18 protein-coding genes and 2 pseudogenes are annotated in these 26,048 nt (G+C 35.4%); 14 read left to right on the top strand and 6 right to left on the bottom strand.

All coding sequences use genetic code 11. From position 1 onward, the window contains the following. Window positions 1–1,366 (bottom strand): annotated as a pseudogene (locus F6K06_RS29025) (hypothetical protein); the annotation flags it as partial. A gap of 554 nt (window positions 1,367–1,920) precedes the next feature. On the opposite strand from F6K06_RS29025, the gene F6K06_RS29020 reads away from it, so the two are divergent. From F6K06_RS29020 to F6K06_RS29005, 4 genes and pseudogenes are all read left to right on the top strand, one after another. Beyond that, complete coding sequence (locus F6K06_RS29020) at window positions 1,921–2,511, top strand: chromophore lyase CpcT/CpeT (RefSeq protein ID WP_124147038.1); 591 nt, start codon at window positions 1,921–1,923, stop codon at window positions 2,509–2,511. Between the two features lie 284 nt (window positions 2,512–2,795). Then, window positions 2,796–3,626: a transposase gene (locus F6K06_RS29015; protein WP_287244230.1), complete on the top strand. Its 831-nt coding sequence runs from the start codon at window positions 2,796–2,798 to the stop codon at window positions 3,624–3,626. Continuing rightward, window positions 3,625–4,203 (top strand): annotated as a pseudogene (locus F6K06_RS29010) (RNA-guided endonuclease TnpB family protein); the annotation flags it as partial. The gene F6K06_RS29015 and the pseudogene F6K06_RS29010, both read left to right, overlap by 2 nt. Window positions 4,204–4,223: 20 nt before the next feature. Then, complete coding sequence (locus F6K06_RS29005; protein ID WP_124143628.1) at window positions 4,224–5,441, top strand: NAD-dependent epimerase/dehydratase family protein; 1,218 nt, start codon at window positions 4,224–4,226, stop codon at window positions 5,439–5,441. Window positions 5,442–5,625: 184 nt separating this feature from the next. On the opposite strand, the gene F6K06_RS29000 is transcribed toward F6K06_RS29005, so the two are convergent. Continuing rightward, entirely contained in the window at window positions 5,626–5,802 is a 177-nt protein-coding gene (locus F6K06_RS29000) for a hypothetical protein (protein WP_161564361.1), read from the bottom strand. Between the two features lie 149 nt (window positions 5,803–5,951). On the opposite strand from F6K06_RS29000, the gene F6K06_RS28995 reads away from it, so the two are divergent. The 5 genes from F6K06_RS28995 (at window position 5,952) to F6K06_RS28975 (ending at window position 12,394) form a co-directional block, all read left to right on the top strand. Beyond that, window positions 5,952–6,128: a DUF4291 family protein gene (locus tag F6K06_RS28995; RefSeq protein WP_375339409.1), complete on the top strand. Its 177-nt coding sequence runs from the start codon at window positions 5,952–5,954 to the stop codon at window positions 6,126–6,128. A gap of 66 nt (window positions 6,129–6,194) precedes the next feature. Continuing rightward, on the top strand, window positions 6,195–6,389 hold the full coding sequence (locus F6K06_RS28990; protein ID WP_240038803.1) for a hypothetical protein: 195 nt from the start codon (window positions 6,195–6,197) through the stop codon (window positions 6,387–6,389). A 126-nt stretch (window positions 6,390–6,515) separates the two neighbouring features. Continuing rightward, window positions 6,516–7,649: a glycosyltransferase family 1 protein gene (locus F6K06_RS28985; RefSeq protein WP_124143629.1), complete on the top strand. Its 1,134-nt coding sequence runs from the start codon at window positions 6,516–6,518 to the stop codon at window positions 7,647–7,649. A 1,035-nt stretch (window positions 7,650–8,684) separates the two neighbouring features. Then, window positions 8,685–11,279, top strand: coding sequence for an adenylate/guanylate cyclase domain-containing protein (locus F6K06_RS28980; protein ID WP_287244225.1), 2,595 nt, complete (start codon window positions 8,685–8,687; stop codon window positions 11,277–11,279). A 353-nt stretch (window positions 11,280–11,632) separates the two neighbouring features. Next, a complete protein-coding gene (locus F6K06_RS28975; RefSeq protein ID WP_240041650.1) occupies window positions 11,633–12,394 on the top strand; it encodes a pentapeptide repeat-containing protein in 762 nt (253 codons plus the stop codon). Between the two features lie 1,010 nt (window positions 12,395–13,404). On the opposite strand, the gene F6K06_RS28970 is transcribed toward F6K06_RS28975, so the two are convergent. Then, window positions 13,405–14,478 carry a glycerate kinase gene (locus tag F6K06_RS28970; protein ID WP_124143632.1) on the bottom strand — a complete coding sequence of 358 codons (1,074 nt, stop codon included), beginning with the start codon at window positions 14,476–14,478 and terminating at the stop codon, window positions 13,405–13,407. Window positions 14,479–15,410: 932 nt separating this feature from the next. Next, on the bottom strand, window positions 15,411–15,743 hold the full coding sequence (locus F6K06_RS28965) for a DUF565 domain-containing protein (RefSeq protein WP_124142871.1): 333 nt from the start codon (window positions 15,741–15,743) through the stop codon (window positions 15,411–15,413). A gap of 169 nt (window positions 15,744–15,912) precedes the next feature. Here F6K06_RS28965 and F6K06_RS28960 point away from each other — a divergent pair, with 169 nt between their 5' ends. The 3 genes from F6K06_RS28960 to F6K06_RS28950 all read left to right on the top strand — a co-directional run bounded on the left by F6K06_RS28960 (window position 15,913) and on the right by F6K06_RS28950 (window position 19,107). Continuing rightward, window positions 15,913–16,206, top strand: coding sequence for a hypothetical protein (locus F6K06_RS28960; RefSeq protein WP_124142872.1), 294 nt, complete (start codon window positions 15,913–15,915; stop codon window positions 16,204–16,206). A 95-nt stretch (window positions 16,207–16,301) separates the two neighbouring features. Beyond that, window positions 16,302–16,460: a hypothetical protein gene (locus F6K06_RS28955; protein WP_161564298.1), complete on the top strand. Its 159-nt coding sequence runs from the start codon at window positions 16,302–16,304 to the stop codon at window positions 16,458–16,460. Between the two features lie 460 nt (window positions 16,461–16,920). After that, window positions 16,921–19,107: a glycosyltransferase family 39 protein gene (locus tag F6K06_RS28950; protein WP_287244221.1), complete on the top strand. Its 2,187-nt coding sequence runs from the start codon at window positions 16,921–16,923 to the stop codon at window positions 19,105–19,107. A 585-nt stretch (window positions 19,108–19,692) separates the two neighbouring features. On the opposite strand, the gene F6K06_RS28945 is transcribed toward F6K06_RS28950, so the two are convergent. Further along, on the bottom strand, window positions 19,693–19,818 hold the full coding sequence (locus F6K06_RS28945) for a hypothetical protein (RefSeq protein WP_287308961.1): 126 nt from the start codon (window positions 19,816–19,818) through the stop codon (window positions 19,693–19,695). 18 nt (window positions 19,819–19,836) lie between these two features. Between F6K06_RS28945 and F6K06_RS28940 the strand changes: the two genes are divergently transcribed. Then, a complete protein-coding gene (locus F6K06_RS28940; protein ID WP_287244219.1) occupies window positions 19,837–20,310 on the top strand; it encodes a hypothetical protein in 474 nt (157 codons plus the stop codon). A 520-nt stretch (window positions 20,311–20,830) separates the two neighbouring features. Here the strand turns inward: F6K06_RS28940 and F6K06_RS28935 are convergent. Beyond that, a complete protein-coding gene (locus tag F6K06_RS28935) occupies window positions 20,831–24,220 on the bottom strand; it encodes a hybrid sensor histidine kinase/response regulator (RefSeq protein WP_287244216.1) in 3,390 nt (1,129 codons plus the stop codon). A gap of 445 nt (window positions 24,221–24,665) precedes the next feature. On the opposite strand from F6K06_RS28935, the gene F6K06_RS28930 reads away from it, so the two are divergent. Further along, a complete protein-coding gene (locus F6K06_RS28930) occupies window positions 24,666–25,637 on the top strand; it encodes a circadian clock protein KaiA (RefSeq protein WP_124147150.1) in 972 nt (323 codons plus the stop codon). Window positions 25,638–26,048: the final 411 nt, after the last annotated feature.

The following is a 26,048-nucleotide window of genomic DNA, read 5'->3' as shown; positions in this document are numbered from 1 at the left end:
GAGCACCATCTAATCCTGGAGTTCCTGGTACACCTGCCGGACCTACTGGACCTGCTGGACCTGCGAGACCAGGAGCGCCATCTAATCCTGGAGTTCCTGGTACACCTGCCGGACCTACTGGACCTGCCGGACCTGCGAGACCAGGAGCGCCATCTAATCCTGGAGCACCAGGAGCGCCATCTAATCCTGGAGTTCCTGGTACACCTGCCGGACCTACTGGACCTGCCGGACCTACTGGACCTGCCGGACCTGCGAGACCAGGAGCACCATCTAGTCCTGGAGCACCAGGAGCACCATCTAATCCTGGAGTTCCTGGTACACCTGCCGGACCTACTGGACCTGCTGGACCTGCGAGACCAGGAGCGCCATCTAATCCTGGAGTTCCTGGTACACCTGCCGGACCTACTGGACCTGCTGGACCTGCGAGACCAGGAGCGCCATCTAATCCTGGAGTTCCTGGTACACCTGCCGGACCTACTGGACCTGCCGGACCTGCGAGACCAGGAGCGCCATCTAATCCTGGAGTTCCTGGTACACCTGCCGGACCTACTGGACCTGCTGGACCTGCCGGACCAGCAGCACCAGGAGTACCATCTAATCCAGGTGTTCCTGGTACACCTGCCGGACCTACTGGACCAGCGGGACCAGCCGGACCAGGAGTACCATCTAATCCTGGAGTTCCTGGTACACCTGCCGGACCTACTGGACCTGCCGGACCAGGAGCACCAGGTATTAGTGGAATAGGAACTTCTACAAACTGATTAGAAGGAATTGACGGCCCAGGGACTAACTCAACACCTGTTACAGTTACTGGTTGTCCAGGTACAAGGGTTTCAATTTCATTAGAAACTACTTGTTGTGCATCTGGAGCTTGAATTTGTTGTGCTGCGATAGAAGAATCATTTTTTTCTAATAGTGCTAATACTCTGTAAGTCTGAGCATCTTCACCTACTGCTTTGACTTCTAGGTATTTTTTGCCAGCTATTTCTATATCTGATATTTGTAATTCATTAGCTATCACCCCATCCAATAGGAATGGAATTTGTAACCCATCCAGATTATTATCTGCAAATGAAGTTACTACATCACTTTCACTATCTAAGTCTGGAATAAATAAATTTCTTAAATTTGATCCTGCTACAGTTTCAGGACTAGGCTGCATAAATGCAATTTCATTGTCAAATAATATCGGGATTCCATTGTTAGTTATGATCTCTACACTGACATCTTGTAGTGCTATTTCTCCTTCATTGCTCAAAGCATCTTCAGAGAAGAATAAGACTAAGTTTTCCTCAGCCGAATTACCAAGTGGAAGAGGAACCGAAAGTGTGCTCGGTTCCTGAAAAAAGTTAGGAGAACCGTCCATTGGCTATTTTTCTCAATAAATAAAATAATTTCTCCCAAATTATAAGTGAGAATTTCACTTTTGAAAATAATAATTATATATTTATAGCTATAGACATACTAGGTACATTTAAGTAATTCTAAATTTATTAACTGGCCAAATATTTATGCTATCCAAAGCTAAATTTTTCTTGAATTCAAAGACCTAAACAATTTATACTTAACTTTGATTGAAATAGATGCCATATTTAAAAACTTTCAAACTAAATTTCTCTAAAGCTATTAATCTTTGAGGGTTTTATAAATGCAAACACATCAGATACCATTCCAGCTTATAATTTTTTTAGTCTCAATAATTTACTGAATGCCTATATTAATTCCATGAGATACTGTGCACTTTAATATTATGTAAAAGAAACGATTCAAGAAACATTTCAATATCTAACTAAAAAAAATAAATAAATTTAAGGACGTTGATTTTTTTCTAAAGTTCCCTAATGACAAAATACATAACACAATACTTAAACTATTAAGATTTTCTTTTGAACTCTAATTCTGAATTTACACTCAATCAAAATGACTAACTCAACAGACATTCTTACCTTGGCACGTTGGTTAGCAGCCGACTTTAGTAACCAACAACAAGCCTTTGAAAACCCTCCCCTCTTTGCCCACATTCGCGTTTGTATGCGTCCACTGCCCTATGAACTCTTAAATGGACTCAGCCTCTATCTAGAGCAAGCTTACGACATTACCCTTAATCAACCCTACCGAGTCCGAATACTAAAATTAGTCCCTGCAGCAGACCATATCGATATTGAAAACTACGCCATAGATCAAGAAGAAGCATTTTACGGAGCTTCTCGCGATCCTCAACGCTTACAAGCATTCAAAACTGAACAAATACAGAAACTACCTGGTTGTAACTTTATTACAAAATGGACTGGTAATAGCTTTAAAGGTGAAGTAGAACCAGGAAAAGCTTGTACTGTAGTCCGCAAAGGCCAAACTACCTACTTAGATAGCCATTTTGAGATAGATGAACATAAATTTATTAGCCATGACCGAGGTCGCAACCCTGAAACTGATGAGCATATCTGGGGAGCAATTGCTGGGCCTTTTGAATTTATTCGTTGGACTAGCTTTGCCAACGAAGTTACTTTATAAATCTTCTTAAATATCAGAAAATTTGCTACTTCAACTTTTCTAAATAATTAGCAGTATTAACACAGATACTGGGAATCAAAGTTCATTAGGGTAATAAGACTTATTCATTAGAATTTTTAGCTATTCCGCCGAGAAGCCCCCCCGCTCTACCGATAGATGAGCGTCGTATGGGATAGGCGGGTCAATTCAGGGGTTCAATGCCCCGAAAATTGACAAATGGATTTGTAACTCAAATCTATAATCTTGCGCGACTATAGTTTATAGGAAATTCAATTCACTCTAATATGTTGCGAGTTGTCAAAGTCAGATTATATCCAAATACACAACAAAAGCAGTTGCTAGAGCAAAGCTTTGGTAATTGTCGTTGGCTGTGGAATTACTCTCTGAACTTGATGAACGAAACATATAAAAACACTGGTAAAGGATTATCAGGTTATGAGGTGAAAAAACTTATACCTTCTCTTAAGAAAGAACATGAATGGTTAAAGCTAACCTATTCTCAGTGCTTACAACAAGTCTGTTTAAATCTGGGTGTTGCTTTTAACAACTTCTTTGAGAAACGAACTAAATACCCTAGGTTTAAATCAAAACATGGCAAGCAGTCTATTCAATATCCTCAGAATGTTACAATTCTTAAACAGGGCTTAAAACTTCCAAAAATAGGAGAAGTTAAAGCTATTGTCCATAGACTTGTTGAGGGTAAAATCAAAACCGTTACTGTATCTAAAAATCAATGCCATCAATATTTTGCTTCTATATTGTTTGAGGATTCTCAAGAAAAACCAGCAGAACGCACTGATGGTAAAGCAATAGGAATTGACGTTGGTTTAACCCATTTCTGTATTACCAGTGATGGTTCTAAGTTTGACAATCCTAAGTTTTTAACTAAATATGAAAACAATTTAAAATGGAAGCAACAGCAATTATGTAGAAAGAAAAAAGGTTCTAATAACTGCAACAAAGCCAAAAAGAAAGTTGCTATAGTTTATCATTTTCTTTGTGGGTTTAATACCCCACCGTCTACACGGTGTTCAAAATTACTTGGGGGAGCGAATCCCCATGTAATTTTCCTCCTGTCTCCTGTCTCCTGTCTCCTGTCTCCTTCTTCAACGTAAAATTGCTAACTGTCGTGAAGATTTTCTACACAAGCTATCGCGTAGGATAGTTGACGAAAACCAAGTCATAGTAACTGAAAATCTTAATGTCAAAAGAATGATGAAAAATCATTGTCTAGCCAAGGCAATAGGACAAGTTGGATGGGGAATGTTTATGACTATGCTGAAGTATAAGGCAGAAAATGAAGGCAAGGTTTATCAAGAGGTTGATAGATTTTTCCCCAGTTCTAAAACTGGCCATATTTGCTTAAACCAAGTAGGAAGTTTACCTCTTGATGTCAGACAGTGGACTTGTGAAAATTGCCAGACAACCCATGACAGGGATATCAATGCTGCAATTAACCTCAGAGAGGAGGGACTACGAATTTTGACCTGTGGGACGCGGGACAAAGCCTATCGCCAGACTGTAAGTCGTATTAATAGAGGACGTAAGAAATCTACTACTACGCTGGTCTCTGGGTTGTGGCCTATGTTGTACGCTTGCGTCAGCGCCGGGACAGTTCACCCAGTTGCATTTGATTTAAACAAGAAATGCCATAAAGTTCCAATACCTGATACATTAAGCCAATATCAGTAAGCAAGATTCAAAGTAAGTTTATGAAAGTCCTGGTAATTGGTGGCGATGGCTACTGCGGTTGGGCAACCGCTCTTTATCTTTCCAATCAAGGTTATGAAGTAGGTATCCTAGACAGTATGGTTCGGCGACACTGGGATATGCAACTTCAAGTCGAAACTCTGACACCTATTGCCCCGATCCAACAGCGCATTCAACGTTGGAAAGAGTTGACTGGCAAAAAAATTGACTTATATGTAGGAGATATCACTGACTATAATTTCCTGAGTAACACACTACGTCAGTTTGAACCAGAATCTATAGTCCACTTTGGCGAACAGCGTTCTGCTCCATTTTCTATGATTGACCGCGAACACGCTGTTATGACTCAGGTCAATAATGTAGTGGGGACGCTAAATATTCTTTATGCAATGAAAGAGGACTTCCCAGATTGTCACTTGGTGAAACTGGGAACTATGGGAGAATATGGTACACCTAATATAGATATTGAAGAGGGCTATATCACCATTGAACATAATGGGCGCAAAGATACTCTTCCTTATCCTAAACAACCAGGTTCTTTCTACCATCTAAGTAAAGTTCACGATAGTCACAACATTCACTTTGCCTGTAAAATATGGGGACTTCGTGCCACAGACCTCAATCAAGGAATCGTATACGGTGTTGCACTAACTGGCCTCCTAAGTGATGAAATAATCAAAGATGAACTCTTGATTAACCGTCTGGATTATGATGCAGTTTTTGGTACAGCTCTCAATAGATTTTGTATTCAAGCAGCTATTGGACACCCACTGACTGTGTATGGCAAGGGTGGACAAACTCGTGGCTTGTTAGATATTAGAGATACAGTCCGTTGCATGGAAATAGCGATCGCTAATCCTGCAGAAGCAGGTAAATTTAGAGTCTTTAATCAATTTACTGAAATGTTCAGTGTTGGTGACTTGGCAATGATGGTCCAAAAAGCAGGTAAAGCTTTTAAAGATAAAGCAGGTAAAGATTTGAATTTAGCTCCAGATGATTTAGATAATTTGGATAATGTAGAAATTAATTACCTCGAAAATCCTAGAGTGGAATTAGAGCAACATTATTTCAATGCTAAAAACACAAATCTCTTAGATCTTGGCTTGCAACCTCATTATTTATCTGATTCTCTGTTAGATTCTCTGCTAAATTATGCTATTCAATACAAGCAACGTGTAGATAAAGATCATATTCTGCCCAAGGTATCTTGGAAACGATAAACTGTCTATAAAAATCATGGAGGTAATAGTTTTTACTATTACCTCTGTTTGGTTAAATAATTTTCAAAAAGAAGCGATCGCCAGTTATAAATTTAATGGTTTAGTTAGGGCTTGCTGATTAAATCTAAAAGCAAGACATAAAAAGACTAAAGAATTTTTGGAGTCGAATTGCAGTGCAAATTTTTCACCTCTTTATGCTCAAAAAGGAGCGTATTTTAGGCGCATAGTTGGGCAGAAAAATCATTCTTACAAAACGCCCGCTCCTACCTCCTATAAATTCCAATTTCTCCTGTCTCCTGTCTCCAGTATTCCCCTCCTGGGAGGGGTTAGGGGTGGGTTGTCTCCTACCCCTACCACTCATACTTTTTCAGCAAACCCTAGTTAATATGCAGCTAGCCACACAAACCTACTTAACTCAAACAAATTAGTAATTGGCCAACTAATGGTAAATAGATATTAGCATAATTTGATGAAAACTCTGTGGTTGTCTACTAAGCATATAGGCTATAAATCATTAATTTTGCAGCGTCAAAAGGTTATTTTGGTGGTGAGTTTAGCCTGAATAGAATGAGTTGGATTAAAACCAACTTTTTATGGATGATGTATCGTTCTGCATGGGGCAGCAAAACAGGACAAGAAATAATTCTGGCTGTAACTATCAAACGTACAGCATTTGATGGAATTTGAACAAAAGGAATACATTCAAAATTTATTCCCACTATCTATAAAATTCAAGAAGAATGGAAAGAACTTGTGGGGCGATCAAGTATTAGACTGCAATGGGGTCTCGATCATAATCCCATGGGTGAAACTCTACGAAAGTATAGCCGAGATTGGATTGTGAAGATAGAAAATATTACAGAATTTGTACAACACCAGTGTATCTATAGAAAAGATAGTAAATGGACTTACTTAATCACACCGAAAGAAAATGTTTATCTTTGTTAATAATTATGAGATAATACATAAACTGGGATTATCGGTGTCCTGACTAAATTCAAGAGGTAATAGCTAAACCTGTTACCATGCAAAAAAATAAATATTCTGACTAATATTTTTCCAGCTAATATACTTATGAGGATAGCCCTTTTTACCGAAACATTTTTACCAAAAATAGATGGTATAGTTACCCGTCTATGCCATACTGTTGAACATCTGCAACGTTCTGGGGACCAAGTGCTAATATTTTCCCCCGAGGGAGGACTAAAAGAATATCAAGGAGCAAAAATTTGTGGCATTGAGGGTTTTCCCTTACCCCTCTATCCAGAATTAAAATTAGCAATACCCACTCCTACTATTGGTAAACAGTTAGAGCTGTTTCAGCCAGATATAATTCATGTAGCTAACCCAGCAGTATTAGGCTTAGGTGGCCTCTACTATGCTAAAAAGCTGAATATACCACTCGTAGCATCTTATCATACCCACCTTCCTCAATACCTACATCATTATGGTTTAGGAATGTTCGAAGGGTTGCTTTGGGAATTACTCAAATCAGGCCATAATCAAGCAGACTTAAATCTTTGTACCTCTACAGCAATGGTAGAAGAATTAAGCAACCACGGCATTGAGCGAGTAGACCTTTGGCAGCGCGGAGTTGATACAGAATTATTTCAGCCCCACCATGCTAGTCAAGAAATGCGCCATCGCCTCAGTCAAGGAAATCCAGATAGTGCAATACTACTATACGTTGGCCGTTTAGGTGCAGAAAAAGAGATTGACCGTATTAAACCAATCCTGGAGGCCATCCCCAATGCTTGTCTAGCTCTTGTAGGAGATGGACCTAACCGAGAATCCCTAGAACAACATTTTGCAGACACTCCCACACACTTTGTGGGCTATCTCCGGGGTCAAGAGCTGGCCTCTGCCTATGCATCTGCTGATGCTTTCATCTTTCCCTCTCGCACTGAAACTTTAGGATTGGTACTTTTAGAGGCTATGGCCGCCGGCACTCCTGTAGTAGCAGCTAATTCTGGAGGTATTCCTGATATTGTTACAAATGGAATAAATGGCTATCTATTCGATCCTGTTGATGAAAAAGGAGCGATAGGAGCTACTCAAAGCCTCTTAGCTCATTCAGAGGAACGAGAAACTCTACGTCAAAATGCCAGATCTGAAGCAGAATCTTGGGGATGGTCAGCAGCAACTCAGCAGTTAAGAAACTATTATCAAAAAGTTATTTCTGCCTATTCTATACCATCAGCAGCATAACTAAAGCTATTTGCGATCGCTAACTTCATCTAAATCAAAGGGTGCTATGGATGGAAATTTTTGATGGTAGGGAAAAACTGGAATTTATAGCAGGTAACAGAAAATTTTTCTTGTGAAACCTCTAAAGGAAGTACATTAAATAAATACAAAAAATTTGATGATTGCTAGATATGCTAAAGAGAGTAAACTGTCTGGCTATTAGGGTTGACAAAACAACTTTACATAATTTATTGTCCAGGTTACCCATATCTAAATCATAGATTTTAGATATGGACTGCGGGATATTAAATTCATTTGTGATAATTAAGTAGACTAAAACTAGTCTTGACACTCTCCCGTTAAATCCCTCGATTATAATGGGAGATTCTTGTTTCACTAGCACAACGCTAGGGCTACATACATTCTTAACTAGGCAGCAAATTAAATAAACTGAGTTGCCAGACCGTCTCCAGAAGGATTGTTGCTCTGTCTTTACACTGACGTTTCCTCCGGGTAGGCGGTGCGCTTTCCCCTGGCCTTGTGCCCTTTTTGCTATTGATATAACTATAACACCAAAAATGCGGGCGCGTATTGCTCAATTATTTTTCTGGTTGAAATTTAGGCGTTGGTAATTGGTAAGATGATTTTCTGGTAAGCGTAACACCCCTTGCCTACTTTGGTTAGGTATTCGGAGCTATTACAGAAGGATGACCCTTAAAGTTTCATCTCGCTTGTTTACCAACACCGAAATTTATCTCTAGGTTGTCTGCGTAGATTTCCCGCACAGTAGTTACGCCCCATGTCACCGTTAAATCTCGTGATTAAAACCGGAGTCCTCTTTCAAAATTTATGATAGGATTTAGCTAACCATATAATTGTCCTAACTTTTCTAGATTTATGCCCTACTATTGGAATAAATATACTTAGATATAGTCTAATTTAGTATAATAACATTTTTTTTGTAAGTAAAAAACTTTATCTACTTGGAAAAAATTAAACCCAGAGAAAATATAGACTTAAGTTGGAGTAATTTAACTTTAAGATCAAGCAGTTCAAATGACATTCTCTAACGCTGTTGGTAGTATTCTGGCAACATTGACTCAAGTTGATCGTATGGGTCTACTGGCAACTCGCGTGAAGGATTTGCCAGTAGGAGAGTTTGTTTGTCTGCTAGAGTTTATTACTGCTGAATTTCATCAATATCTACGAGCTATTGACTTAATTAACAATAAAGGTGTTGAAACTTTACTAGAACAACTATTAGATGCCTTTACTATCAAAATTGGTCAAATCCTGAAAGCAGATCAAACAACTATTTTCTTAGTTAACCAAGAGAAAAAACAACTTTGGTATAAGACTATTCTCGAAAGTACGGGTAAGTCCCAAGATTACCACTTACCAATTAATGTTGGTATTTTAGGCCATGTGGCCACAACAGGAGAAGCGCTCAATATTGCTGATGCCAAAACTCATCCACTCTTCAGGGAAGAAGTAGACCAACCTCCAGGCTATGATACTCGTACTATCCTCTGTATACCAGTTTTCAGCACCACCAGCTCTAACAAACCAGTAGCAGTAGTACGACTACTTAATAAAGCGAATGATGTCCCTTTTGACAAAGAGGATGAGCAACTATTCCGCTCTTTCGGTGATTCAATGGGAATTATTATAGAAAGTTGTCAATCATTTTATGTAGCAGCTAGGAATCAGCGAGGGGTTTCAGCATTACTGAAAGCAACCACAACTTTAGGTCAAAGTCTAGACTTGGAAACAACTTTAAGAGCTGTAATGGATCAAGCTTGTAATTTAATGCAAGCAGACCGTAGCACATTGTTTCTACTTAGTAAAGAAACAAATGAACTTTGGACTAAGGTAGCGACAGCAGATGAAAAAAAAATGGTGGAAATTAGAATTCCTGCCAATCGAGGTATAGCTGGTTATGTTGCTTCTACTGGAGAAACTCTTAATATTCCTGATGCTTATATAGATCCTCGTTTTGACCCTAGTACAGATCAAAAAACAGGTTATCAAACAAGAAATATTCTCTGTATGCCTGTGTATAATGCTAAGGGCGAATTGATTGGAGTAACTCAGTTAATTAATAAAAATCAAGGTAGTTTTAATTCTTCAGATGAAAAATTTTTGTTAGCTTTTAATGCTCAAGCAGGTATTGCCCTTCAGAATTCTCAACTTTTTGAAAATGTTTTGGTAGAAAAGCAATATCAGAAAGATATTCTACAAAGTTTGTCTGATGTTGTAATTTCTACAAATATGCAAGGCAGAATTGTGACTATCAATGGAGCAGCTTTAGAAATGTTAGGTTGTCCTATTGACAAAGAGATAAAAGGTAAAACAAATAGACAACTTTGGGAGGAAAAACTGATTGGTAGATATGTATGGGAAGTTATACCAATTGAAAATTTACAGTTTCGTTTAGAAGATAGTTTACAGCATGGTACTAGACAATATGTTCCAGAGCAAAATTTACGAGTAGGTTCTTTTATAAAATTTGAAGGTGAAGAAGAAATAGCTTATATTTTAGCAGTTCCCGACCAAAAAAATCCTAATATTTTTATTCTTTGGGGAGAAGAAACACCGACCAATTTAGAGGCAAATTTAGTTCAAAATAACCACATGGATTTTAGCAGATTAATAGATGTATCTGAACTAGATAGAGTCCTTGAACGTAGTTTGAATCTAACAGTTAATCCCCTCACTAATCCTGAAGGTGGTGTGCGTGGTGGATTGGTAGTTCTTGAAGATATTAGTCAAGAAAAACGCATGAAAAATACCATGTATCGCTACATGACTCCAGAGGTTGCAGAACAAGTAATGGCTTTAGCTGAAGATGCTTTACTTGAAGGAGAGCGCAAGGAAGTAACTATTTTATTTTCTGATATTCGAGGTTATACAACTCTTACAGAAAACCTAGAAGCTTCTGAAGTAGTTAAGCTTCTAAATCAATATTTTGAAACAATGGTAGAGGCAGTATTTGACCATGAAGGAACTTTAGATAAGTTTATTGGAGATGCTTTAATGGCTGTTTTTGGTGCACCATTACCTTTAGAAAATCATGCTTTAATGGCGGTTAAAACTGCTTTAGATATGCGTCATCGTCTCCGAAAATTTAATGAGTCTCGTCCCGATCAACCACAATTTAAAATTGGTATTGGTATTAGTTCAGGGGAGGTAGTATCTGGTAATATTGGTTCAAAAAAACGAATGGATTATACAGTAATTGGTGATGGTGTAAATTTGAGTTCCCGTTTAGAATCAATTACTAAACATTATGGCTGCGATATTATTTTAAGTGAGTTTACTTATGAACTTTGTCGCGATTATGTTAGGGTCAGAGAATTGGATAAGGTTAAAGTTAAAGGTAAGCAAAAATCTGTAAGTATATATGAATTGATTGGTGCAATTTCAGATAATATTGACCAGGAAACAGAACAGTTTTTAGAACTTTATTCTAGAGCTAGAAAAGCTTATATGGAAAGGAATTTTGCTTTGGCTGTTAGTTACTTTGAGAGAGCTAAAAAAATGAGACCTGATGATGAAGCTGTTGGTACACATATTCAACGATCGGTTAAGCATATAACAAATCCACCACCAAATGATTGGGATGGAAGTTATACTATGATAACTAAATAGTTAAAGTTAGGAATATAGCAGAACAAAGAAGGAAGAATAAAGAAGGAAGAAGGAAAAACCTTGGGTTGTTTGAGTTTTTAAGCTTTTGATATTTCTGGGCAATTTGCTTAGACTGGATATAAGCAAGAATTCAATCCCAATTGAATACTTGACTAAATGCCAACTACTTAATAATTAATAATGTTTTAAATTTGTCGGTCTAAAAAATTTGGATGTATGATAAATTAAGCAATTATCTATATAAGTAGATAGATAAAATTATTTGTATACTTACTACTCAGATATATTTTCTGTTCAATTATTCTCTATACCCCCAAATACTTAATATGAAATTGACAATATTCGCAATCATAATGATTTTATCCCAACTTGGCTGGATAAATTCAGCAAAAGCAGCTAACCCAGCAGCTATTAGAAGACTATTAAAAACTAATGAATGTTCGGGATGTGACCTTAGTAAAGCAAACTTATATAATGCTAACTTGATTGGAGCTGACCTTGAAGGTGCAAATCTTGAAGGAGCAAATTTATCTGGGGCAAATCTTGCTGTTACTAATCTTATTGGTGCTAATCTTTCTAATGCCAATCTCTCTAGAGCAAAAATGAATGATGCAGATCTTCGAGGTGCAGATTTAACAGATACTTACCTAGCTCATGCTAATTTATCTAGAGCTTATCTGACAGGAGCAACTTTAGAAAATGCTAATCTATTTGAAGCTAATTTGATTGAATCTGTTGTTAGTGGGGCTAATTTTTCTAATGCAAATTTACGTCAGTCATATTGGTTGAGAGCTAATTTAGAAAATGCCAATATGAGTGAGTCTGACCTTTTTAATGCTGATATGCGTCAAGCAAATTTGAAAGATGTAAATTTTTCTAATGCGAACCTTGCTAAAGCAAAACTAATTGAAACAAATATAACTCTTGCTAATCTTAGTGGAGCTAATTTAGAAGGGGTTAATTTGCGTGGTACAACCATAGGTCCAAGTGTATGTTTACTCACTAATTTTATTGCTTGTGCTCCTGAAAAAATAGTTCCTGAAGTACTTCCTGAAGTAGCTCCTAAAGTAGTTCCTGAAGTTCAAGAAGAAGGTAAAGAAAAGGTTTATAAATAAATATTTTGGAGTCAATTAAGTTATCAGTTAGCCTTCTCCAGAGGAGCTGCAGACTTCAGTTATCAGTATCGCCTGAAATAGGAAGGCAAGAAAATGCAGAATTTTCTTTTTTATCCCTTTAAAAGTGGAGGTTTGATAACTTATTTTTGTGGTCAAACTAATATACAGTTCTAAGTAGTTTGAGGATGGTCAGTATTGACAAGAGAAAATGAAAGAAAATGAATTTTTCTCACTGCTTACCATCAAGAGTGAATTATATATTTTTTGTTTCAGGTTTTCTTTACCAAATCTCAAGCATTTTTCCTACATCTTCTTAAGAGTAAAGAGTAGGAAGCAGGGAGCAGGGAAATTAGGAATAAGATATGTTAACTTAATTTCTATAATCTTTAAAAATATTACTGAACTTACTTATTATCTGAATAACTGAAGTGTTGAAGAAGTATAACATTATTTTTGGGAATTGGTATTAGAAGTCAGGAGCAGAGAAGAAGAAGGGAAAGTTTTTTGCTATTGGTGCATAGTAATGGTAAAAATTAGGGGGAACCATAATTTTTTCACGACTTCCTCTGAAAATACTGTTGAATATCTTGGAGAATAAATATTTAGGTATAGCAATGTGCGCTGGCATATTTACAAATTACAAGAGGTGTCCAATAGCTAAAAGTCTTATATTATAGGTTTTTTATTCCCCCTTCCGGAGTGTTGCCTGTTGCCTGTTGCCTGCGCACAGCGCTATAAATACCAAATTTTGTTCTTAAACATTACTATGCAGGACTACAAGTTTTTTTCATAGCAGTTGAAGAAAACAAACATGAAATATCAAAAGCTTAAAACTCAGACAACGCAAGATTTTTCCTTCTATCCTAGATAACTAAAGCCTTCTTCCTTCTACTATATTGCTAATTATCTGGACGCGATAGTAACAATCTATTATGGACGAACATTGGTTATGGTGTCTAAAAATTTCACCTAATAGAAATCAAAATGTTCGCCAAATAAAGTCTTGTTGCTCAACTTAAATAATTTGGATGATAAATTTTACCAAGGGAATGATCAGAATTAATTTCTATGATTAAATCTACTAATTCAGTATTTTTTATCAGTGGGTTAATAAATAATTCTGGATGTAATGCTTTCCAAAAATACTCCACAAACTTTTCAATTTGATCGTTGCTCATTCCCGACTTTCCAGAAGCAATCATTTGTTGTTCTGCTTGTTGTCGCCATTGTTTAGAAAAGCGATAATCATTAGGGTATAAAACAATTAATTTATCTAACTTTTGCCAAAGAGGTAAATAGTCTATTAATTTTCTATTCATATCACGGGCAAATTTTCGGTCTGTTTCTGTAATAATAGGTGGTGGTGCAGCATTAAAAACTTTCTCAGCAATTGGTCTAACTCCAACAAACCAACCTTCAAATAAAACAATATCAACTTTACTTACCATCTCAGGTTCAATTCTATCTCCAGCACCATTAAAAAGAGATTTATTAAACCTGGGAATTGGAATTAAGTTATCGGAACTTTGATTGTTAGATTGACGTAATTTATCTAAAGTTTCTATTCCTAAACTAATATCGTGGGTTCCTGGAGGACCGCGCCAAATTAATCGGGAATCTTGTTTTTGTAATAGTTGACGTTCAGCGTAAGTTTTATAAATATCATCAATAGAAATAGATATTGTATTGTAGCCAAGTTTATCTAAAATCAAGATTAAAATTTTAGCCAGAGTAGTTTTACCTGTTCCTTGTCCGCCTAAAATACCTTGAACTAATGGATGGCTTAAATTTTGACGCTTACCTGCTAATTTTATCCCTAAAGGCAACCAAAATTTCCATAAATTTTCGAGAGTATTATTATCCTTCAAGGGTAATTTATGATAGTCAGTAATTACAGATTGAAATACAAGCGATCGCTCTCTAATTACTTCTCTCACATTTTCTAAATTAATGTTAAAAACCTGGGCACGTTTTCGGTCTATTAATTCCTGAGTTTCTAAGATTTCTAACTCTTTTTTTCCTAGAAACTTTCTTACCTTTAAAGTCTCTAAAATTTGTACTAGAGATAAATTGGAAAATTCCATAAAAATCAAATTAACTATTGAATAAGGTTGTAGGTTTTAGGTTAAAAAAGTTAACCACCTCACCTTAGGAGAATAGTGAAAATATTAATATAACTCTATAATATAAAATCCGGTTGAATACTTATCTTATGTTTGGGGGTGGGAAGTGTGGGGAGAAGGGGAGGTCGAGAGATTGAAGGCGAGAAAGTGTGGATAGAATTATAAAAATATACTGTATAACCAGATTCTATATAATTTAGGAAATGTAGATATTTGTTTAAAGAGAACATGAAACACAAATATATTAATCATTACTTTAAGCAGTAGTCAGCAAGTAAGCAGTGAGCATTTAACTTATATTTATACTGAAACCTATAGAAATGTCATTTCAAAAGTAATTTCAACCCAAGATGATAATTGAAAGCTAGTTAACTACTAAGTAGTCGGACAAAATTAAAGTTTAGTATCTCACAACTAAAACTTCAAACCTACGACCCCAAGCTGAAAGCTAGTTAAGTGCTAAATAGTCGGGCAAAATTAAAGTTTATATCTCAAACCTACCTAACTAAAACCTACCACCCCAAGTTTATAGCTGAAAGATAGTTAACTGCTAAGTAGTCGGACAAAATTAAAGTTTAATACCTAAAACCTAAAACCTACGACCCAAAGCTGATAGTTGAAAGCTAGTTAACTGCTAAGTAGTCGGACAAAATTAAAGTTTAATACCTAAAACCTAAAACTTCAAACCTACGACCCCAAGCTGATAGTTGAAAGCTAATTAACTGCTAAGTAGTCGGACAAAATTAAAGTTTAATACCTAAAACCTAAAACTTCAAACCTAAAACTTCAAACCTACGACCCCAAGCTGATAGTTGAAAGCTAATTAACTGCTAAGTAGTCGGACAAAATTAAAGTTTAGTATCTCACACCTACCACCTTAACGTAGAGAAAATCTAAGAACCTAATTTGAAAGCTTCTAAAAATAGACCATAAGTAAAACCAATTTTAAAACCATTCAAAATATCTATTCCCAAAGAACGTGCTATTTTACCCTTAATACCATAAGTAAACCAGTTTAATAATTCAGTAATCAGCAAACATATTAAAGCATAAATAACATCTAGGTAACCTTCTTGCCCAGCGATCGTAGAAACCGCAGTCCCAGCAAAATTACCAAATAACAAACTAATAACTAATAGAGAAATTCGACGCCAAGGATTACTCAACCATTGCCTAAACCTTTCACTAATAACATTAAATAATCTATTGATACGGGTACTTTGCATAGATATTGAAGTTAAATATATATATTTTTTTGGACTTTTTAAGTCAATTTGAAAGTTAAAAATACTCTAGGTAGTCTAACATAGCAGAAGAGCAAGCTGTAATTTATCAGGTTAATTGAACAAAATCAGGATGCCTAGTTAAAGAATTAAAAGAAAGAATTAAATTCAAATGAAACTCCAAGCTTATAGACAAACTATTATTACTTTAATATTTTTTTTGTTAGGATTAATTATTGGCAGATTTCAGTTAAAAATATTTTGGGAAACAAATGATTCTGAGACATTTTCTGAATCTCTGTTATTAAACATTCCTACTCAGAAACCTCTACCAATATCTCCAACAAAACAGATTCAAGAATGTAGTCTGCTCATAACTACTTCTCAATCATCAATCATTCGTGGGTCAAAACTGATAAAGGAGCTTTTCGAGTTAGCAACTGTACAGATCGTCCAGTTCGTCTAGCACTACTAGCTAAATCCTCAGACCAATCTTACCAAAAATCTGCTCACTGGGATTTTGCCCCAGGGGAAGGTAGTAATAGAGGATTAGTACTTTCTTTGCCAGAAGAAAAATTAACCTTGAAACCAGGAGATATCCTAGTTATCTTTGCCCAAGATGGCTCTCGTTTATACTGGAGACCTTATGTTGCAGGAGAAACAAAATTTCCTACTTGGAATAGAGAAACATTAGAATGGCTGTTAATTTTAAAGCCTTGAAAAATATTGTTAATGGTCCCTCTTTCAATAGAGGGAATAGGGAATAGGGAATTGTTGATTTCATATCTGGAATTAATGTAAGTAAAACTTTTGCAAGAGGTCTAATACCAAATTGATAAATGTTTGCTACAAATAACTTCCTAGGTATTAGGTAGTAGGTGGTAGGTGGTAGGTTTTAGGTGTTAGAGCTGATTTGTAAACTTAGCTGAAAGTCTTATATGACAGAGCTTTTAGTAATTTAGGACTTAGTGGACAATAACTCGCTAAACCAAAGTTTAGTAAGGAATTCAGCTTCTTAATATTTATTTGATAAATCAGCTCTTAGTTAAATTATTAATTGTTAGTTATTATTAATTATTTACTAGCCAGTTTATTTGTAACATTCTTTTTTCAATTTTGTCTAATTTATAGCTAAATTAGGGTGGAAATTTTAAGACGAATAAAGGATAACTAAATCTGAATGAAATTAATACAAGAATTAGAAATTATCAATTGGTTTAAAACTCAACCAAAAAATCATATTTTAACATTAGGACTGTCTATTTTATGGCTTTGTTTACTTTCTTGGTTAGCCTTTTTTTGTAATTTGGGAAATATTGGTTTAATTGATGAAACAGAGCCACTCTTTGCTGAAGCTGCTCGTCAAATGGTAGAAACTGGAGATTGGATTACACCTTATTTTAATGGAGAAACTCGCTTTGATAAACCACCTTTAATTTATTGGTTAATGGCGATCGCTTATCATCTTTTTGGTATTAATGAATGGTCTGTCCGTCTCCCTTCAGCAATATCTGCAACTGCCTTAATGTGTTTTGGTTTTTACATCCTTTATAGATATGGTTATTATCAACTAAATTCTCAGATCAATCCTAAAAATAAGTTTTTAATGGTGAGATTATTAATAGCATGGATTGGTGCTGCGATGATAGCTTTAAATCCAGAAACTATTGCTTGGGGACGCATTGGAGTTTCTGATATGTTATTAACTGGCTGTATGTGTTCGGCACTATTTGCCTTTTTTATGGGATATGCTTCACAAACAGAAAATACTCATATTCCTCAGCAAAAGAACAGCAAAATACTGAGACAAAATGTTTCATCTGCGCCAGATAAAAATCAATCATCAAAAACTACAAAACTTCCCATCTTTAACAAGTGGTATTTGACTTTTTATATACTAATATCTTTAGCAGTTCTCGCCAAAGGTCCGATTGGAATTGTTTTACCCGCACTGATTATTGGTTCCTTTCTATTATATGTAGGTAATTTTTTTCAAATCTGGCAAGAAATAAATATTCGGCCTGGCATTTTAATTTTTTCAATTATTACATTCCCTTGGTATTTTCTCGTTACTTTAGTTAACGGGAAAGAATATCTTGATAGTTTTTTTGGTCATCACAATTTTGAACGTTTTACCAGTGTTGTTAATCATCATCAAGCACCCTGGTACTTTTACTTTTTAGTCGTACTAATTGGTTTTGCACCTTGGTCTATTTATCTACCAGTAGCGATCGCTAAAACTAAGTTTTGGCAACTCGGTTATTGGCGTAGTCAACCTAGAACTCAACAGTTAGGTTTATTTGCTTTTTTCTGGTTTATTTGTATATTTATTTTCTTCTCCATCTCCGCTACTAAATTACCTAGCTATGTCTTACCATTAATGCCCGCAGCAGCAATATTAGTAGGATTATTTTGGAGCGATATTATTATTAATGGAGATTCTCTATCTAGTCAGACTAATAAATCTGAAAATAATTCTACTCAATCATCTATCAACCCCACGGTTAACGAAGTCAGAAGTGAGAAGTCAACCCACCCCTCACCCCTCCCAGGAGGGGACGTGAGAAGTGATTTTTGTAATGAGGATTTGAGCAATTCTCCAAAAACATTTCCCTTTAAAAGGCGGGGTTTTAGACCCAATTATTTTGATAATTCTGTTGAACCTGTTCCCAAATTAGAGAGAAATACTTCTCAATCAAAAAGTCGATTTTTATCTTTCTCAGTTGTCGCAAATATCATTTTTTTACTAATTTTAGCTCTAGGAATTATCTACAGTTTTAACTGGTTAGATAGAGACCCAGCTATGCCATATTTCCCAGAGATAATTAGAAAATCAGGTTTATTAATTCGTGGTGGATTAATTTTTCTTGCTACAGCAATAGTCATTGGATTTCTTTGGAGAAAAAAACAAAATTCTTGGATTTGGAGTGCTAATTTTATTGGATTAGTAGCTTGTTTAATTTTTACTATTAATCCAATGATGTTTTTAGTAGATCAAGAACGTCAATTACCCTTACGTCAATTAGCTCAAACAATTGTTGAAGTTAGACAACCAGGAGAAGAAATAATTATGATTGCCTTTGAAAAACCTAGTTTAGTTTTTTACACTAGGCAACCAGTAGAATTTTTCCGACGCGCTACAAATGCCAGAGAATATCTAGAGGAAATTGTGCAAAAAGATTCTTCTGGTAATGTTGTGATGATTGGTTATCCAAAAAAGTTTATTCATGCAGGATTACAACCAGGAGAATATCAATATTTAGACAGTCGTGGAGCTTATCAATTAGGCAAAGTTCCTAAAAATCTCTTTATGAAGGAGTCAGGAGCGAAGAAGGAGTCAGGAGACAGGAGTCAGGAGTCAGAATGAAAGGAGGAAGAAGGAGTCATTTCAGTTATCAGTTATCAGTTATCAGTTATCATTACCCCTAGCTCGTATAATGGCTTCTAATATGGAATATTCTATTTTTTTATACCCTTAAACAAAAATTTTTCGGTCAGGAGTCAGGAGACAGTACTCAGAATGAATGGCTTCAATACAATTTTTTAGGTCGTACACATATCTTTTTTGTCGTGAATTAAGGACATATCCTGAAAAATATTTTTATCGCCCTTTAAATTCCTCACATTTTCTTTCTTAAAAAACTGGTATTTATTTTATTTGTGATTAATAGTGACTGGAAGCGTCGTAATGACGATTGATAATCGTTATTTTTAACCTGTTTTTTCCTAAAGTATAGTTAGGAGGTATGGTTTGATTTTTTCAATCAATATGAACTTCGTAAAAGGGTGTATTTAATAATCCGGTCAATTAGTTATCGTATCGCGCTAGGAGTCAGGAGTCAGGAGTCAGGAGTCAGGAGAAAAAAGGATTTTAAAGATAAATGAGGCGTCGGCGTTAAATTTAGTTGTTTAATAGAAAACCTGTATTAAGAAGAAGTAATGAAGGCGATTACTATAATAACTGGATTTTATATCTGTATTGTTCTTTTCTTAAAGCTTCTCCCTCTCTCCTTACTCCTGACTTCTGACTGCTATCATCTTCCCTTCTGTCTCCTGTCTCCTGTCTACTATTGTCCAACAGTTAAGGAAAAAAATCATGGGTACTAGAGAAGCATCTTTTTTATTAGGTATATCTCGTCAACGTTTATTAGTTTTACTTGCTCAAGGAAGAGTTAAAGGAGCTGAGAAAAAAGGTAGATTCTGGGAAATACCAGTATCAGAAAGTGGAATGCCTGTAATAATTCCGGCTCGGCGGGGTCCGAAAGGTATGTGGCGCAAGAAAGAAACTACTACACCAAAAATGATTCATGTCAATCAAAACAAAATTCAAAGTAATAAAACTAAGCCTCCAACAGAATTGGAACCTGTAGTGTCACTCAAGCACAGCGGTCATAACTATTATGGTTATGAGTTATATATTTCAGGTCCTTGCCAAATAGTCTATCGACCTTACAAACCAGCAAGTTGTGGCGCTCATCTGTGGATTAATACTTTTGATTCTGTGCAATTTATAGATACTAAATCGAATCCAGCTACTGCAAGGCAACCTAGCAAGCAAATTTTTATATAGTTTATTTCGATATGCACTCTTCTCATCACAAAAGAATATTTATTTGCACTAAAATCTTAACTGACAATAACTTCAGACTATTTTTGCTGTTTACTTATGGGAAATTGTAGCAGGACGTTTGCTCTATCTGTATGTAGAAGAGAAAATTTTCATCATCCGCCTCTGGGAGCTTCAGCAAATAAAACGACTCTTCCTCTATCTGTATGGAGAACAGAAAAATTCTATCATCCACCTTCGGGAGCTTCAGCAAATAAAACGACTTTTGCTCTAGACCTATGAGAAAGAGAAAAATTTTCATCATCCGCCTCTGAGAGCTTCAGCAAATGAAACGACTCTTCCTCTATCCGCATAGGAAAATAGTCATCTAAAGATGACTCAATTATCTACGCCATCTTTTTGTATCGTAGTTAATTAATGTAACCTGATATAAGTTAGTTAAGACATTTATAAATGCTCAAACTCACTCAAGGATTACTTCTAATTCTTTACTCCCTACTCCCCACTCCCTACTCCCTACTCCCTAAAATATCAAATGACCCTTAATTTCCTCCAATAAATCTACTATTGATAAATCAGAAGGCAAAATTTTTGTAGCTACCTTGCTCAAGACTAAATTTAGATTTTCTACTGTCATATTTTTGGGTAATTTATAATCAGAATATTCCAACACTAATATAGAAGGTTTTCTAACTATTTGGTCTAAATTAGATAATGCTTTATCCAAACCAGGCGGTAAATTTCCCCGCAAACAAATTAATAGTAAATCCACACTCTGATTTTTCAATTGTGACAAAACTTCAACCCAAGATTTAGCAATTAAACCTTTAAACCCAGAAGTTTGAATATACTGAACTAATACCTGTGTACTATCAATTGGTAATTTTGTTTGTTCACAATATTTCCAACTTTGATTAGCCACTTCTAAATCAGAAATAAAAGCAGGAAAAATAGGATAACTAAAAGTATTATCTTCTAAGTCTCTCCCCTTTTGTTCAGGAGTAAAATTTGAGAAATTAACAACAGCTTCCTCAGGCAAAACATCTGTTAAAGGTACTGTAAAATCTTTAATATTTGCCACATCCATAACTAATATAGTTGGCAGCCAGCTCATACCCGCAGCAATAGAAATTACTTGACACAACGCAGAGATTAAATATTCATAATCAAGTTTTGTTTCTGTTAAATTATTGTCATTTTTTTCAAAAGCTAAACAAGGAAAAACAGACAATTCTTTCACTTGATTAGCCACTTGAGTAGTTTCAGAATCTAGAGTTACTAAAGGAATAGCTGTTAAAGTAGAATATTGACTGAGTTTATTAATAAATTTAACTGGACTTACTGAATTACTAACTTTTTCGATAAGAATGACATTAGGCTGCCAAATCTTAGCAAGTAAATTTGCTTGAGCTAAATCATCTGCTTCTATTACTGTGTATTCTCCAGGCAGAGAAAGGAACTTATCTTCATAAATATGATTTTCTTCTGTAGACTGCTGAAACTCATATTTACCTGGAACTAAGTGCATAATTACTAACTTTTGATAATGATTTTGTGCTTTTGAATCAGGAAATTCTGCCAGTACTTCTTCTAATTCTAATTGTTCCACAGGTAAACTTAAAAACTTATTTGCACCATTATTTATCGCTCGTTCTTTATCCCCTCTAGTTGCAGTTATTACTACAGGAATCTGACAAGTATCAACATCCGTTTTCAGCAGAGTTAATACATCCCAACCCGATAAAAGAGGCAGTAATGGATTAAGAAATATAAATTTTGGTTGTAATTTTCGCGCCTTTTCTACCGCTTCTGTGCCAGAACGTGCAATAACAACTCGATAACCTAAACCTGTTAATTTACTCGTTAAATCTTCAATAAATCTTGGCGCTGCTTCAACAATCAAAACTAAACGAGATGAATAATTAATAACAGGTACTTGGTAATTGTTAACAGGTAATTTACTATATTTTTTTGTACCAACTTCACTTTTTCGAGTAGGAATTAATCCTTGTTCTTTAAGATAATCATTTGTTTCCCATCCTTCACTTCCTAAATCTTTTGGAGGCGGACTTGGCGGCAAAATTAACGTAAACTCACTTCCTTTACCTTCCTGAGAAATAAACGTAACATCCCCACCATGTAAACGAGCTAAACGTTGAGTTAATACTAAACCTAAACCAGTTCCTTCAAACTGACGAGTCAGAGGATTTTCTAATTGTTGAAACTTCTGAAAAATCAAATGTTGCTTGTCTGCTGGAATACCAATGCCACAGTCCCAAACTGTAAAAGTTATCCACTTTTCCCATTTAGCTACTTTCAATCCCATCTTGCCATCTGCTGAAGTAAACTTCAAAGCATTAGATAACAAATTTACCAACATCTGACGCAAACGTAATTCATCTGCAATAAAAGTATTTAAACCAGATTCTATTTCCAATGTATACTTTGCTTTTAAAAAATCAGGTAGTGAGGAAGAATATGAATCTTGAGGATTTTTATTCTGAAGTTGTAAAGCTTCTTGAAAAGCAAGATCGCAAACTTTCTGAATCTCCACAGGTTGAGAGTTCAACTCCATCTGGCCTGTTTCCATGTGAGTCAAATCTAGAATATCATTAACTACAGCCATTAAATGACGACCACTTTGATGAATTAGTTGAGCATAACGAGCTTGACGTTCATTAAGAGTCCCCAGAGCTTGCTCCTTCAACAAACTAGATAAACCCAATACAGCAGTTAACGGCGTTTTCAGCTCATGGCTAATACAAGCCAAAAATTCGTCTTTAAGTCGATTAAGCTGAATCAAATCAGCATTTTTAGCTTCCAACTCCTTCGCTATCAAGCGTTGCTCCGTGACATCCTGAGCTAAAATTAATGTCAAGTCAAACAATGGTTGACTACTAAACTGCCATACTCGTTCCTGGCCATTTTTTTGAGGACAAGTACAAAGGTAGGTATTTGGTTGAGTGTAATAACAAAAGCTAGAAGCAGAATTTGACTCTGGCAATTTTGCTCGTTCTTGTAAAAGTGTTGCAGGAGAAAATCTCCAATTAGTTGTAGCTGGACATGATAATGTAATCATATCTTTCACTACTGCTAGAGAATCTGGCATTTCGACTCTTCTGGACTGTTGTTTGATATTTTTGGTAGACAAATTTACAACAGCATCTGCAATTTCCATCAAATCAGATTCTTTTGTTATCTGAGAACGCCATGCCAGATTTTGCTTAATAATTTCGCCGTCATTGCTCTGTAACATTAGAGGTAGAGGCAGTTTTTCTAAAAGTTCTATTAGTGAATAGAGGTAGGAAGAAGTCTCTGCTGTTGCCTGGGGTTGCAAATTTTCCTTGGCAGCAGGTGTAGGTAAAAAATTCCCAGATGTTTTTAGAACATTTTCTGGAGCAGAGATACAACTTTTTCTACTTAATTCTGCCTCTCGATCTTGATTTATGGCAATAAATTCTAGTAGACGCAAGGTATTTAGCAACCCTAAAAATTTACCTTCCTTGTCTACCACTGCAATAGGTGTACTAGGAGATGCAAGGTCTAAAGTATCAGATTCTTGATTAATTTGCCCTTCTGATTGTGCCTGGAGATATGGCCATAGCTTAGTAATAGGTAAATCTGCTGATAAAACTCTCAGACTATTGAGTGTGAAAGAACTTACTTCAGATAGAGGTTGTTGCCAATTCAAAATTAGAGCATGATTTTGAGAAGGTTGAGTTTCAGACTTTAAATCTATATCGGGAATTAAATTATGTAAGTAAATTAGTCCTAGTGGTTGGTGCTGATGATTTACTACTACTAACTCATTGTATTTTTCTTTACAGAGAATTGACCATACTACCTGCAAATTTTCTGTGTGTAAGCAGATTGGTATAAAAGATATAAATTTTTTTAAAGTAGTGTAGGCCATTGACATGACAGTTAGAGCATATAATATGCTGAGAGTAAGTTCATTAGCGATGAGCTTATTTTGACTAACCTAACTATAATTTAGGCCATTATTACTAAACTCAATTATCGCCACATTTATCTACAAGATTATTAAAAACACCTACATTAACACTTGCTAGGAAACTTCTCTATAATTTATGGTTAGTTAAAATCTTGATACTGATTGGTGAGAACGACAGAAATAAATGCTTTTTACACGGATACCATTCCGTTAAGCTGGTGCTATGTTAAAGATATTCTTGGGTTGGAAAATTAAATATAATTTGAGAAATATTATTCATAATCAATCTATATTCCTTATTCCTTATTCCTTATGCTATCTTCCTGACAAAGAAAATATAGAGGCAGTCTATGTTAATATTTGTTAAAATTTGTCTTTAGATGTTTAATATAATAAATTTGTAATGGAGATTTCTCAGATTACATATTCTAGTGCTAACCAAGATTTAGCTACTGTTCCTAAAACTTTGCCTACTCAAATATCTGTCTGTGTATACCTATATGATGATCGATTTGCTCATTCAGTAACGAAATTACTGAGTAGCGATCGCTATCTTGTGGCACTGACTAATTCTTCCAGAGAATTTTTCCAGCTTGTTGAGGAAAATAATAACATAGATTGTCTGATATTCCAAGAATATTCTGAACTAACTTCTTTGATTGAGAAGTTACAGGATAAATCAATTTTACTACCTGCTGTAATTATCAAACAACTTAAATCTGAAAGCGATCATAAAAATCATAGTTTAGCTAATACTAATTTTACTAAATCCCAGGAACAGCATAACGATTCAAGTTTTATTTACCACGAAGCAGAAGTTTCATTATTAATTGAACAACTAAGCCAAATTGATTTTTATATTGGGCAGTCAATTCAAAAATTTCTGAAACTTTCTCTCAGTAATTCTTCAACAGATAAATCTCAAAAATCTAGTCAAATTGCCGATGAGAATACCAAAAATTCACTCAATCAACAACAACGTAGACTATCTGAAAAATTAAGAGAAAGATTAGGATACCTAGGTGTGTATTACAAAAGGAATCCCACAAATTTCATTAGAAATATGCCTCCAGAGGAGCGCCGTAAGTTTTTAGATCAACTTAATTTAGAGTATCGTCACATTGTTCTCAAATATTTTTCTAAAGATAATTCCGTCAACAATCAAATAGATGAGTTTGTCAATTTATGTTTTTTCTCAGATATTCCTGTAACACAAATTGTAGAAATTCACATGGACTTAATGGATGAATTTTCCAAACAATTACAGTTAGAAGGACGTAGTGAGGAAATATTACTAGATTACCGATTAACTCTTATAGATACAATAGCACACCTATGTGAAATGTACCGACGTTCTATTCCTAGAGAATCTTAAAAACTTGAAATTATAAAATAATAATTAACTAGCTCAATATTGTAGCACTGCAATGATACTCTAAATATTCATGAAAAGTAAGTGTAAAGTGCATAAATATATAGGTAAGCTTAAGAACTTTTAATAGACATACTAGGTAAAGTATTCTTGATTAAAAATTTTATCATTTTCTTTGTGGGTTTAATACCCCACCGTCTACACGGTGTTCAAAATTACTTGGGGTTAGAATCCCCATGTAATTTTCCTCCTGTCTCCTGTCTCCTGTCTCCTGTCTCCTTCTTCAATTTACCTAAATGGAGCAAGAAGGCCCACACCATAACCCTAGTTTGGTGTTGGGATGAATTGCGACCAACAAAAAAAATCATGCAGATCGCCAAAAGTTCTGCTATATAATGGTAAAGTTAAAGCATG

Source organism: Okeania sp. SIO1H4 (assembly GCF_010672695.1).
GTDB classification, from domain to species: domain Bacteria; phylum Cyanobacteriota; class Cyanobacteriia; order Cyanobacteriales; family Microcoleaceae; genus Okeania; species Okeania hirsuta.
This window is presented reverse-complemented; position numbering and strand designations above follow the sequence as displayed.